This window comes from Chryseobacterium sp. KMC2 (assembly GCF_016756935.1).
Classification (GTDB): Bacteria; Bacteroidota; Bacteroidia; order Flavobacteriales; family Weeksellaceae; genus Chryseobacterium; species Chryseobacterium rhizosphaerae.
The window spans coordinates 180363-192982 of record NZ_JAESIT010000006.1; the positions used below are offsets into that span (position 1 = coordinate 180363).

Genomic DNA, 12620 nt, shown 5'->3' on the forward strand with positions numbered 1-12620 from the left:
TATAATTTGTCTCTATAAAGTTTTGATTGTATGAAAAGTCTTCAGTTTTCAGTTCCTGCCGACACCAATAAAAGTATCCGCATACAGGAAGATATTATGCCTAATTTTTATCCTTATTTCCATCGCCATACCGAAACACAGATTATGTGGATCCTTAAAGGGCATGGTACTCTTGCCATAGAACAGAACCTTTTCGCTTTTGAGCCTGGAGATATTTTCTATCTGGGAGCTAATCAATCGCACGTTTTCAAAGGTGATTTTGCTGAAAATGAAAAACAAAAAGTACATGCTATCTCTATTTTCTTCGATCCCAATAAAAAAATATCCGCTTTTTTTGACTTACCAGAGTTTGAAGAGTTGAAAAACTTCATTGAACACTCAAAAATAGGATTTCAGGTCACTTCAAAATTGAAATCAAGCGTAGGAGAGAGCATGGCAGCCCTACAGAAGACACATGGAGTAGAACAGATTATAGATTTTATAAAGATTTTAAACCATCTGATGCAAAACAGGCATCTCCATATCCCATTATCTTCGGAAAAGAATCTTCCTAATCATATTTCTGACAATGACCAGAGAATTATAGATGCTCAATCCTATATTAAGAAAAATTTCACCCAGCATAAACTTACTCTTGATACCATTGCTAAAGAAGCCTGCATGACTCCACAGGCATTTTGCAGATCCTTTAAAAAACACACCAGGATTACTTATATTCAATATCTTAATGAATTACGGGTACAGAGAGCCTGCAGATTATTAACATCCAGCAGCAGATACAGTATTTCTTCCGTTGCCTTTAACAGCGGATTCAACAGTCTTACCAACTTTAACCGTGTTTTTAAATCCATTATGAAATATTCTCCTAAAGAATATTTGAAGCACTATAAAGAAGCTACTTTTGACCACGAATAACTACATGTTAAAATACGGTCAGAATTAATTAAAATATTAACATTTACCGTTTTGAAATTCACTTAGTTTTGAATAAATATTATTTGATATGAGTACAAAACTAAACTGGGAAGGGATTTATCCTGCTGTATTAACTCCTTTTACGAAAGAAGGAAAGATTGATTTTGAAATGTTTGCGATTAATACAGAAGCCCAGATTAAAGCCGGAGTTCATGGGATTATCCTTGCCGGAACATTAGGAGAGGCCAGTGCACTGGAAACTGAAGAAAAGTTTGAACTTCTTCAATATGCAAAAAAAATTACACAGGGCAGAATTCCCGTTATCCTTAACCTTTCTGAAAATACAACCAAAAATGCCGTAAACTTTGCCCAAAAAGCAAAAGAATTGGGAGCTGACGGATTAATGCTTCTTCCCCCAATGCGTTACAAGGCAGACAGCCGCGAAGTTGTAGAATATTTCAAAGCAGTAGCCACCGCTACAGACCTTCCGATCCTTATCTATAACAATCCTGTTGATTACGGAATTTATGTAACGCTGGAAATGTTTGATGAACTTATAGAATACCCAACTATTCAGGCGGTTAAAGAATCTACAAGAGATTTGGCTAACGTAACCAGAATGATTAACCGTTTCGGAAAAAGAATTAAAATTCTTGGTGGAGTAGATACCATCTGTCTTGAAACATTAATGCTGGGCGCCGATGGATTGGTAGCAGGACTTGTAGATGCTTTTCCCAACGAAACCATGGCCATGTACAACTCCGTTAAAGCTGGGGAGTACGATAAAGCTGTTGCCATCTACAGATGGTTCATGCCATTGCTGGAACTCGATATTCACCCTAAACTTATTCAGTATATCAAGCTGGCTGCCACCGCGGAAGGCATAAGTAGTCCTTATGTAAGGGCGCCCCGTCTTGAACTGCAAGGTGAGGAGGCAGCAAGAATTAAAAAGATCATTGAAGAGGGCAGAAGCAACCGCCCGGCACTAGATTAACACCATACATAAAGCTATGATTGTAGAAACATCAAAAGAAAATATGGAGATAAGGATTCAGAGGGCTACGGAAGCTTATCAGTTCCTTAAGAATACGACCATAAAAGAACGGGCGGCGTTTATGAATGCTGTTGCCGATCAGATTGAAGCTTTAGGAGAAGAACTTTTGACAACGGCTCATGCTGAAACTTCATTGCCTTTGGCAAGACTCACGGGTGAAAAAGCCAGAACAACAGGACAGTGGAGGGCTTATGCAAAAGCAGTAGCCAGTGGAATATATGGAGAACCCCGAATTGATCTTGCAAAAGCTGACAAACAAAAAGGAGACTTAAGAAAATATAATATAGGCATTGGACCTGTAGTGGTTTTTGGAGCCAGTAATTTTCCATTTGCCTTTTCTACGGCTGGAGGTGATACCGCAAGTGCTATAGGAGCAGGTTGTCCTGTGATTGTAAAGGCTCATCCTGCACATCCTCAAACCTCTCAAATAATGGCTGATGCTATAACCGCTGTTGTGGAACAATTCGGATGGCCGGAGGGAGTCTTTAGCCATATTACCGGAGTCTCTCATGAGATCGGTACTTATTTAACCCAGCATAAAGATATCCATGCTGTAGCATTTACAGGGTCATTCGGTGGAGGAAAAGCCTTATTTGATATCGCTAACCGCCGCGAAAATCCTATTCCGGTATTTGCAGAAATGGGAAGTATCAATCCTGTATTTGCCTTTGAACATATACTGGAAAATAAGGCAGAAGAGCTGGCAAAAGAATATGCATCCTCTTTAACACTGGGTGTTGGGCAGTTCTGTACCAACCCGGGAGTATTTGTTGCTTTAAAAGGTGAAAATCTTACCCGGTTTATTGCCGCATTAAAAAATGAAATTCAGGAAATCAACCCTGTGAATATGCTGCACAAAGGTATTTTTGAGAACTTCGAAAAACTGAAAAGTATCGCTGCTGTACAGCCGGGAGTGGAAGTCATTGCAGAAGCAACTACAGAAGTCAATCAATGGGAGGGGCGCGCTATGGTTACGGAAACTACGGCTCAGCATTTTATTCAAAATAGTATATTAAGTGAAGAAGTTTTCGGGCCATTTGGTATTATTGTAGCTTGTGAAACTCCTGAAGAAATATTGCAGATTGCCCAGGCATTGAAAGGACAGTTAACCATAACCGTAGCAGCTACACATGAAGATGTATGTCTAAATATCAAATTAATTGATATTCTGAAGGATAAATGTGGCCGGCTTTTATTCAACGGAATGCCTACAGGGGTAGAAGTGGTTTATGCCATGCAGCATGGAGGTCCTTTTCCATCTACTACAGATTCCCGTTTTACATCCGTAGGACCGGATGCCGTCAAACGGTTTGTTCGCCCCATTTCATTTCAGAACTGGCCGGACGAGTTTTTACCGGAAGAACTGAAAGATGAAAATCCGCTACAAATCCGCAGAATAGTTGATGGAGAAGTGAATTCAGGATCATTAAAATTGCAAACAACATGAACAGAACATTTTTTTGTATAGATTCCCATACCTGCGGCTGCCCTGTGCGTCTTGTTGCAGGTGGAGGACCTATTTTAAAGGGAAACTCCATGATGGAGCGCCGGCTTCACTTTATGAAGGAATACGACTGGATCCGCAAAGGACTTATGTTTGAACCCAGAGGACACGACATGATGAGTGGAAGTATTCTGTATCCTCCTATTGACGAAAATAATGATATCGGGGTTTTATATATTGAAACCAGCGGATGCCTTCCTATGTGTGGACATGGCACTATCGGTACTGTAACCATAGCCATAGAAGAAGGCTTGGTAATTCCGAAAATTCCCGGAAAATTACGCCTTGAAACCCCTGCAGGACTTATTCTCATAGACTATGTGCAGGAAGGAAAAAAAGTAAAATCTGTAAAGCTGACAAATGTAAAATCTTTCCTGTATGCTGAAAATCTGGAAGTGGAATGCCCGGATCTTGGATTAATACACGCAGATGTTGCTTATGGCGGAAACTTTTACGCTATTATCGACCCTCAGGAAAATTTCAGAGATATTTCTGATTTTACAGCCAGCCAGCTTATTCATTACGGGAAAATGATCCGAAAATTACTCAATGAGAAGTATCAATTTATCCATCCTGAAAACGAACACATTACCGGATTAAGCCACATCCAATGGACAGGTCAGCCTACCGATCCTAAAGCCAGCGGACGTAACGCAGTTTTAGTGGGCGAAAACGCTTTAGACCGCTCACCTTGTGGCACCGGAACTTCGGCAAGAATAGCCCAGTGGTATGCTCAAGGAAAATTGAAAGAAGGAGAAGAATTTATCCATGAAAGCTATATCGGCTCTCAGTTTATCGGAAGAATTGAAGGAACAGCCACTGTTGACGGAAAACCGGCTATTATACCATCAGTTGAGGGCTGGGCAAGAATTACCGGTTATAATCAGATTATTATTGATGATGAAGATCCTTACTGGCAGGGATTTCAGGTTATGTAAACAAACGTATGACACAGAATAAAGGAAAAGCACTTATTATCGGTGCAGGTATCGCAGGATTAAGTTCGGCCTACTATCTCGTACAGAAAGGCTGGCAGGTAGAAATCCTGGAGCAGAATAATCTTTCCAATAATTGCTCCTATGGCAATGCAGGAATGATTGTTCCCAGTCATTTTACTCCATTGGCAGCTCCGGGTGTGGTTGCCCAGGGAATACGCTGGATGTTTGACAGCAAAAGTCCGTTTTATGTCAGGCCTTCTCTCAATTCCAAACTGATATCATGGGGATTAAAGTTTTTAAAACATTCCAACCAACAGCATGTGGATCGCTCGGCATCAGCAATCCGGGATCTTAATCTGGCCAGTAGTGCACTTTACAATGAAATTGCTCAAAAAGAGGAATTTGACTTTGAGCTTAACCAGAACGGTATTTTAATGCTCTATAAAACTGAGAAAGTAGCAGAAGAAGAAACAGAACTTGCCCACAAAGCCATTAATTTAGGATTAGCAGTTGATATTCTGGATCAGAAAGGAATTCAGGAACTGGAGCCCAACACAAAACTGGATGTTATCGGAGGAATCAATTACAAATGTGACGGGCATATGAACCCGATGAAACTGATGAAGCAAATGATCTCTTACCTTACAAGTAATGGTGTCATTTTCCATACTCAGCATAGAGTAACAGGCATTGAAACTTCCGGAAGCTATATTAAAGCTGTGATAGCAAATAACAGCCGATTCACCGCAGACCGGTTTGTAATGACAGGAGGCTCATTTTTACCTGAACTGGCCCAAAAAGCAGGTATTAAAATCCATTTAATGCCGGGGAAAGGCTATTCATTCATGCATAGGCCCGTAAATCCTGTCAATACAATGGAACATGCAGCCTTATTACTGGAGGCAAGGGTAGCGGTAACCCCTATGGGTGGGCAGATTCGCTTTGGTGGCACTATGGAACTGGCTTCCCATCAGGATAAAATTAATATAAAAAGAGTGGAAGGAATTGTTGGGTCTATCCCTCAATATCTTCCTGATTTTCAAGTGGAATTACCTAAAGAATCTGACACTTGGTTTGGGTACAGACCTTGCGCTCCGGATGGACTTCCTTATTTAGGACAATCTTCCCAATTAAAAAACTTGATTATCGCAGGCGGCGGTGGAATGATGGGTTTAAGTTTAGGACCCATTTTTGGAAAAACAGTATCAGAACTTGCCAATGACCAAAAGCCAACGGTTGAGATAAAGATATTCAACCCTGAAAGATTTAGTTAAAAAAACATCACATAACACACACAAAAAATTACTATTTGAACCTGTTTAAAATTTTTTAAAGAAAGAGTTCCAGGAAATTAGCAATCATGGAATAAGCATTATCCCACAGAACTTATGATAAAGGATGGCAAAGTTGTAGACAAAAGCATGAGAGGTATTGACTATCAAAATTTACAGACAAGTTAAAATCATTCTAGATCCAATTAAATTAGGTTGATTAAGCCCGAAACAATTGGATTATTCAAATAATTTATTAACAAACAAATCCAAAAAATCATGAAAATTAAATCAGTATTATTTATGTTCCTATTTCCAATAATAGGTTTTGCTCAAGAAAATAGACCTCATGAGTGTAAAGCAGATGAAATGATGAAAAAACATTTTGAACTGCACCCGGAATCTAGGGCTGAATATGAAAATTTTGAGAAATACACCCAAGATTTCATAAAAAAAATGGGATCAAACAAAAATTCATTGAATAATAGGATCAACAATCCAACCTACATCATCCCTGTGGTTTTTCATGTTTATGGAGAATCTCAAAGTAATGTAAAAGTAAATTACCAAAAAGTAGTTGACTTGCTGGAACAAATCAACTTAAATTTCAATGGAATCAATACTGATTCAAATACTGTGGATCCTGATTTCCAATCTATCAGAGGAGCATTAAGTGTTGAATTTCGATTAGCTAAAATTGATCCAACTGGAAAAGCAACAAGCGGAGTGATTTTTCACCCCTTCAAAGGTGGATATGGCAATGGAGGTGGATATGATGCAGAAATTGGCGCAGATGCATGGGATAATACAAAGTATATGAATGTGTATATACAAAATGATCTATATTCTAATAAAGATTTATATCAATCAGGAGTTGCCTGGTATCCGGATTCATACATGACTTCAGTAAATACAGCCAGAGTTGTTTATAATGGACGTTATATATTTAATGCTGCAGGAACAGTGGCTTCAAACGAGTTTTCTGATACATTTACCCACGAATTTGGGCATTGGTTAAATCTTCAGCACACGTTTAATGTTCCATGTTCAACTGCAAACCCAACTAATGATGGTGATGGAGTTGCTGACACACCTGTAGAAAATAATTCTTCCGGATTAGGATGTACAACTGGTAACAATTGTCTTGGACAAAAAGTGAACGTTGAAAACTATATGGGATACAACGGTTCTTCCGGTTGTTATAAAATGTTTACCAATGGACAAATTTACAGAATGCTAGCAGCATTAAATCATCCTTCGCGAATAAATTTATGGCAATCTGCCAACTTAGCCGCAACCGGAGTTTCCAATACTCCACCTAAATTAACCCTTAGCAACAGTACATTTACAGAGAACTTAAACAATAATGGAGTCGTGTCATTAGATGGAACAGTAACATCTGTCCCTACATCAACCATTACCCTAAACGGAGCAACATTTGCCGTACCAAATGGAACAACTCTTACTGCAGGAACACATTTCACTTCTTCATTACCAGCAGGACTAACAGCAACTATAGCAGTTACAAGCCCTACTACTGCTACACTTACCATAAATGGTGCGGCAACCAGTCATCCTAAAAGTCAGGTCCTGAATTCATCAATTACGTTCCTAGATCGGGCTATAACAGGAGGCGTAACTTCATTAGGATCAACTACAGCTTTGGCATTAACTTTTTCTTACAAAAATCCCTATAAAATAGTTACAGGAACTCCTCTGGAAAGTTATGCCAACCCAACAGCAACAACAGTAACAACCAACTCCGGGGCAACTTGGAAATATTTTATCATTAACCCGGAGCTTAGTGATGATGCAGGATATGGCGCTTGGTACTATGGAGCAAATCAATTAAAATTTGAAACCTATTGGAAAGGATTAGTATGTGGGGTAGGGACAAGAAATATTAGTCTAATTCCTGCTTGCACCACTATAACTAATGCAAATAATATAGGTTACCCAATTGGTACTCCTGGACAACTTGACGTGTACACCCCTACATACACTAACTGGTCTGGCCAAACCGCTTACGTTGGTTTTAGAAACCAATTCGAAGGCTACAATATTAACGGCTATTTCAAACTGATTGTTGGGACCAATGGTTCAGGTTATTCTGTAACTGAGTTTGGATACAATACACAACCATATGGCAGTATTACAACGCCTTGTGCATTATCATTATCCACTGCAGATGTTGATACAACAAACTCAGAAACATCCATCTATCCAAATCCAGTTTCTGATGTATTGAATATTAAAACAAAAGGGAAAATTAAGTCAATTTCTGTTCATGATATGTTTGGAAGAAAAATGAATGCTAAAGTTATTGGTGATAAGGTTGATGTTAAACACTTCCTAAGCGGAACTTATTTAATTGATATTGAAACATCTTTAGGAAAATCTTCCCAAAAATTCATTAAAAAATAGGATCAAACGCTATATCGATACAATATGATCATTAGTAAAAGATTTTATTTTAACTGTATGTATTTTTGAAATGGTACAGGATTAAGATGGGACTAAGCCTTGGCCCAATCTTTGGAAAAACAGTCTCCGAAATTGCAGAGGAACAGAAACCATCTGTTGATATCAACATTTTTAACCCTGAACGATTCAGTTAATCAAAAACATCATTTACAAAATTATAGATATGAAAACACTCACTTTTTTGGCAATCAGCACTTTGAAGATTGTATTTCTGCTCTGTTTCCTGTTTTGTTATTCCTGTGAAACCAAAGAGTTGGCCACTTTAGCACCAGATGCTCAACCGCTTGCGAATTCAGAAGTTATTTCCAAAAATTCTTTAACAAGCGGGCAAAAGGAATATACCTTTTCTCCGGCCGCCGGAGATAAAAGAAGCTATTATATCTCTCTGCCGGCCAATTATTCCAGTACAAAAAAATACCGTGTTCTATTTATTTTTGCAGGAACCGATTCAACAGGGAAAGAAATGTATGAATGGCTGGGAAAGGGTTGGAATGCCAATACACCCGGGTTGGAAAAACTGATGGATAATACCATTTTTGTCTACCCTGACCAGAAGTATAACTGGGGAAACGACAAAGGCTGGGCACTAGGAAATTATGCTGCTCCTTTTGACGGGATGCACGATATTCAGTTTACCAAAGAACTTCTTGAACTCATTAAGAATACGTATTCAGTTGATAACAACCGTATTTTCGCGACAGGCCATTCCTGGGGAGGTGATATGGCCAATGTTACAGCTTATTTTCTGAAAGGGGTATTCAAAGCCATTGCTCCGGTTGCCTCCAACAGACCTTATTGGTTTGAAAATAATGGAAGTTATATTAATGAGCCCAATTATCTGGGAAATACAGCAGTCTGGATCTTCTTTGGACTGGATGATGACCATTTTGGAAGCAATAGTATTGACGGTGATTTCGGAATACAGCAAGCTGATTTTTGGATATTGAAAAATGGAGGAAACCAGAATCAATACACCACAAATGCCATTGGAAATCAAGGAGATATTACCGAAACCTATTCCGGAACGTCTCAGGTAAAGCTTACCTTATACCAGGGTGGACAATACTCTGGTGGTGGCGGTCTTCTGGGGCATCAGCCTCCCGACTATTATTTTAAAGCAGTAACAGATTGGTTTAAAACTTTTTAAATAAACTATTAACGAAATACTATTGTAAAAACAGTAGAATGATGAAGATGATATTCATGGGGTAAATATGGATTGGGCTTAATTTTTAAGCCCATTTTTTTTCATTAATATGATCTATTTTGCTAGCAGTTCTTAGTTTATTTACTTATTTTTATTCATTCATTTCAAATTATATGACACCGTATTCTTATGTATTATAAAAACGATACAATCATCATCCGTGAATTTGCACCTCAGGAATTTACTTTGTTCTTCGATCTGTTTGAAGATGAAAATGTTACCCGATACCTGCCCTATAAAACACCTGAAGAATATAAAGAAATGTTTGAAAAGGCATTATCAGACTATAAAGAAGGACCTTTCAGCAGATGGGGAATATTCAATGTACAAAACAATGATTTTGTAGGAATGTGCCTGGCCAGAGTTTTCCTTGATCATCCGGAGCAGATAGAAATAGGGTATACTTTAGCCGAAAATTATTGGGGCAAAGGCCTTGGAACCACAGTATGTAAAGCACTTGTGGAACATTGTCTGTCCTTAAACCAACAGAAAGACATTGTTGCGGTAACCGATCTCGCTAATGTAGGATCTCAAAAAGTTCTTATAAAAAGCGGTTTTCAAAGAATCGAAAATCTGCAACGAGAGGATAGGGTACTGGCTTATTTTGTTTTACAGGAAAACTAACCAGAGTGTAATAAACCACCCCGTCAAATCGAAGATTTGCCACCTCTCCGGAGGAGGGGAATGTTCAGTCCTTCAATTGTACTATTTTTTAAAAAATCAAGATTTTCTTAAACTTAAATAAACTTCTCAACAGGCTGTTTACGGCTTGCCTTATATTTAATTGTGGTAATCTCTTAATGGTTTATATTGATTCAATATGGTATTGAGAAACACAAACCTTATAGGTTTCTAAAACCTATAAGGTTTAGAAATACTTTAGCAATCTTTTAATTTCCTTAAACTTAAGTGAACTTTTCGACAGCCTATTTTATAAAACCTATAAGGGTTGAAATTAATAACAAACTGAAACACTCAGTAAGTCTATCTCTTTTATCACTTAATTATAAACCAGTTTCTGATTAGATTTCATTTATCAGATAATTTGTTATAACTTGCAGGAATTATGATGTCGAAACGTTGCAAATACGCACTGAAAGCAATGGTCAGATTAGCAAGAAATTACAATCAAGGCTTTCTGCCCACTTCCGTTATTGCATTGGATGAGAACATTCCCAAGAAATTTCTCGAACAAATTCTTCTTGAACTTAAAAGAGCTAAGCTCGTTAACAGCAAACAGGGAAAAGTTGGAGGATATTATTTGCTTAAATCCCCTGATGAAGTTTCGTTAGCAGACATTTACCGTATTTTTGATGGGCCTATCGCTCTTACTCCTTGTGTATCTTTAAACTTCTACGAAGCATGCGATGACTGCGTAGATGAAGCTACCTGCTATCTTAGAAATGAACTTATTATCGTTCGTGAAAAAACCAGAAATAGCATGATGGAGGCCACTCTCACTAAGTTTATCAACAAAGATTAATTTTTTTTCATTTAAATTCTACTAATTTGATAGGAGTTATAGAATTTTATATATATTTGCAGTAATTAATTTCAATTGGATATGGAAAACAATCTGAAAAAAGAATTTGATCAACTTCTGAAAGAGGTCCCTGTGGCTTCTTTCCAAAATAGCGGTCTTCAAATTCTGGCAGAAAGATTCCCTGAGAAGGTTATTTTTTCGACCAGTTTCAGCTATGAAGATCAGGTCATCACGCATCTGATAAAAGATCTGGAGGTAGAGATCTTTACATTGGATACAGGAAGGCTTTTTGAACAGACCTATGAAACCTGGACCAATACAAGAGCATTTTTCAAAAAGAATATCAAAGTCTATTATCCGGATACGGAAGAAATAAGGTCTTTTGTTTCAGAAAACGGGCCTGACTCATTTTATCAATCAGTAGAGCATAGGAAGATGTGCTGTACAATCCGGAAAGTACATCCTTTAAAAAAAGCATTGGAAGGTTACAAAGTATGGATCACAGGACTTCGGTCAGAGCATTCTGCCAACAGACAGCATATGCCGCAGCTGGAATGGGACCCGGATAATAAAATTATCAAATTTCATCCGCTTCTCAATTGGACCTCAGAACAGGTAACAGACTATGTAAAAACACATCATTTGCCTTATAATCCTCTTCACAAAAAAGGATTTGTAAGCATAGGATGTGAGCCCTGTACAAGAGCCATTAAAGAAGGAGAAGATTTCAGAGCAGGCCGCTGGTGGTGGGAAGATGCCAACAAAAAAGAATGCGGTTTACATATTCATCAATAAAAAAGAAAAAATGTCAATACATCATTTAAATTATCTGGATCAGCTGGAGTCCGAATCGATCTATATATTAAGAGAAGTGGCAGGACAGTTTGAACGCCCTGCCTTATTATTCAGCGGAGGAAAAGACAGTATTGTGCTGGCTCACCTGGCAAGGAAAGCTTTTATACACGGAAAGATCCCGTTTACATTTGTACATGTTGATACCGGACATAATTTTCCGGAGGTATTGGAATTTCGGGATCAGCTGGTAGAGCAGCTGGATGTTAATTTAGTGGCAAGAAAAGTGGAAGATACGATACAACGTAAAAAACTCACTGAGGCTAAAGGTAAATTCCCCAGCAGAAACTGGCTGCAGACCTATACTTTGCTGGATACCATTGAAGAATTTGAATTTGATGCCTGTATCGGAGGAGCAAGGAGAGATGAAGAAAAAGCCCGTGCTAAAGAAAGAATATTCTCAGTCCGCGATGAATTTGGGCAATGGGATCCCAAACTTCAGCGTCCTGAACTATGGAACATCTTTAACGGAAAAATCCATAAAGGAGAAAATGTAAGGGTTTTTCCCATCAGTAACTGGACAGAACTCGATATTTGGAACTATATCCGAAGAGAAAAAATTGAACTGCCTTCTATTTATTTTTCGCACGAAAGAGAAGTGGTAGACTTTAACGGACAGTGGCTTGCAAACTCTTTACATGTCTTTTTAGAACCCGAAGATGTAGTAACAACAAAAAAGATCCGTTACAGAACCGTAGGAGATATGACATGTACTGCTGCAGTGGAATCTAAGGCCGAAACTATTGATGCCGTCATCGAAGAGATTGTTGCGACCAGAATCTCAGAACGTGGAGAAACCCGTATTGATGACAGGGTAACAGAAGCCGCAATGGAAGACCGGAAAAAAGGAGGCTATTTCTAATTGATGATAAAAGAGAATTGATCAATAATTTATGGAAGACACTCTCGATC

The 12620-nt window shown here is 38.4% G+C and carries 11 protein-coding genes; all 11 read left to right on the forward strand.

Features of this window, described 5'->3' with window-relative positions:
- Positions 1-30 precede the first annotated feature (30 nt).
- Positions 31-915: an AraC family transcriptional regulator gene (locus JML65_RS09200; RefSeq protein WP_202270614.1), complete on the forward strand. Its 885-nt coding sequence runs from the start codon at positions 31-33 to the stop codon at positions 913-915.
- An 88-nt stretch (positions 916-1003) separates the two neighbouring features.
- On the forward strand, positions 1004-1909 hold the full coding sequence (locus JML65_RS09205; protein ID WP_202270615.1) for a dihydrodipicolinate synthase family protein: 906 nt from the start codon (positions 1004-1006) through the stop codon (positions 1907-1909).
- Between the two features lie 16 nt (positions 1910-1925).
- On the forward strand, positions 1926-3416 hold the full coding sequence (locus JML65_RS09210) for an aldehyde dehydrogenase (NADP(+)) (protein WP_202270616.1): 1491 nt from the start codon (positions 1926-1928) through the stop codon (positions 3414-3416).
- The gene (locus tag JML65_RS09215; RefSeq protein WP_202270617.1) at positions 3413-4411 is read left to right on the forward strand and encodes a 4-hydroxyproline epimerase; all 999 of its coding nucleotides are present in this window, start codon (positions 3413-3415) and stop codon (positions 4409-4411) included. Before JML65_RS09210 ends, JML65_RS09215 begins: the two co-directional genes overlap by 4 nt.
- 8 nt (positions 4412-4419) lie before the next feature.
- The gene (locus tag JML65_RS09220; protein WP_202270618.1) at positions 4420-5685 is read left to right on the forward strand and encodes an NAD(P)/FAD-dependent oxidoreductase; all 1266 of its coding nucleotides are present in this window, start codon (positions 4420-4422) and stop codon (positions 5683-5685) included.
- A 276-nt stretch (positions 5686-5961) separates the two neighbouring features.
- Positions 5962-8106 carry a zinc-dependent metalloprotease gene (locus tag JML65_RS09225; RefSeq protein ID WP_202270619.1) on the forward strand — a complete coding sequence of 715 codons (2145 nt, stop codon included), beginning with the start codon at positions 5962-5964 and terminating at the stop codon, positions 8104-8106.
- A gap of 223 nt (positions 8107-8329) precedes the next feature.
- Positions 8330-9313, forward strand: a complete 984-nt coding sequence (locus JML65_RS09230) for an alpha/beta hydrolase family esterase (protein ID WP_202270620.1) — start codon at positions 8330-8332, stop codon at positions 9311-9313.
- A gap of 189 nt (positions 9314-9502) precedes the next feature.
- The gene (locus tag JML65_RS09235; RefSeq protein WP_202270621.1) at positions 9503-9997 is read left to right on the forward strand and encodes a GNAT family N-acetyltransferase; all 495 of its coding nucleotides are present in this window, start codon (positions 9503-9505) and stop codon (positions 9995-9997) included.
- Between the two features lie 442 nt (positions 9998-10439).
- Positions 10440-10856 carry an RrF2 family transcriptional regulator gene (locus JML65_RS09240; RefSeq protein ID WP_052188812.1) on the forward strand — a complete coding sequence of 139 codons (417 nt, stop codon included), beginning with the start codon at positions 10440-10442 and terminating at the stop codon, positions 10854-10856.
- Between the two features lie 81 nt (positions 10857-10937).
- Complete coding sequence (locus JML65_RS09245) at positions 10938-11651, forward strand: phosphoadenylyl-sulfate reductase (protein ID WP_115917778.1); 714 nt, start codon at positions 10938-10940, stop codon at positions 11649-11651.
- 10 nt (positions 11652-11661) lie between these two features.
- A complete protein-coding gene (gene cysD, locus JML65_RS09250) occupies positions 11662-12570 on the forward strand; it encodes a sulfate adenylyltransferase subunit CysD (RefSeq protein WP_047496575.1) in 909 nt (302 codons plus the stop codon).
- Positions 12571-12620 lie beyond the last annotated feature (50 nt).

Coding starts and splice junctions, on each gene's coding strand:
- JML65_RS09200 (WP_202270614.1), top strand. CDS start 31: ATGAAAAGTCTTCAGTTTTCAGTTCCTGCCGACACCAATAAAAGTATC.
- JML65_RS09205 (WP_202270615.1), top strand. CDS start 1,004: ATGAGTACAAAACTAAACTGGGAAGGGATTTATCCTGCTGTATTAACT.
- JML65_RS09210 (WP_202270616.1), top strand. CDS start 1,926: ATGATTGTAGAAACATCAAAAGAAAATATGGAGATAAGGATTCAGAGG.
- JML65_RS09215 (WP_202270617.1), top strand. CDS start 3,413: ATGAACAGAACATTTTTTTGTATAGATTCCCATACCTGCGGCTGCCCT.
- JML65_RS09220 (WP_202270618.1), top strand. CDS start 4,420: ATGACACAGAATAAAGGAAAAGCACTTATTATCGGTGCAGGTATCGCA.
- JML65_RS09225 (WP_202270619.1), top strand. CDS start 5,962: ATGAAAATTAAATCAGTATTATTTATGTTCCTATTTCCAATAATAGGT.
- JML65_RS09230 (WP_202270620.1), top strand. CDS start 8,330: ATGAAAACACTCACTTTTTTGGCAATCAGCACTTTGAAGATTGTATTT.
- JML65_RS09235 (WP_202270621.1), top strand. CDS start 9,503: ATGTATTATAAAAACGATACAATCATCATCCGTGAATTTGCACCTCAG.
- JML65_RS09240 (WP_052188812.1), top strand. CDS start 10,440: ATGATGTCGAAACGTTGCAAATACGCACTGAAAGCAATGGTCAGATTA.
- JML65_RS09245 (WP_115917778.1), top strand. CDS start 10,938: ATGGAAAACAATCTGAAAAAAGAATTTGATCAACTTCTGAAAGAGGTC.
- cysD (WP_047496575.1), top strand. CDS start 11,662: ATGTCAATACATCATTTAAATTATCTGGATCAGCTGGAGTCCGAATCG.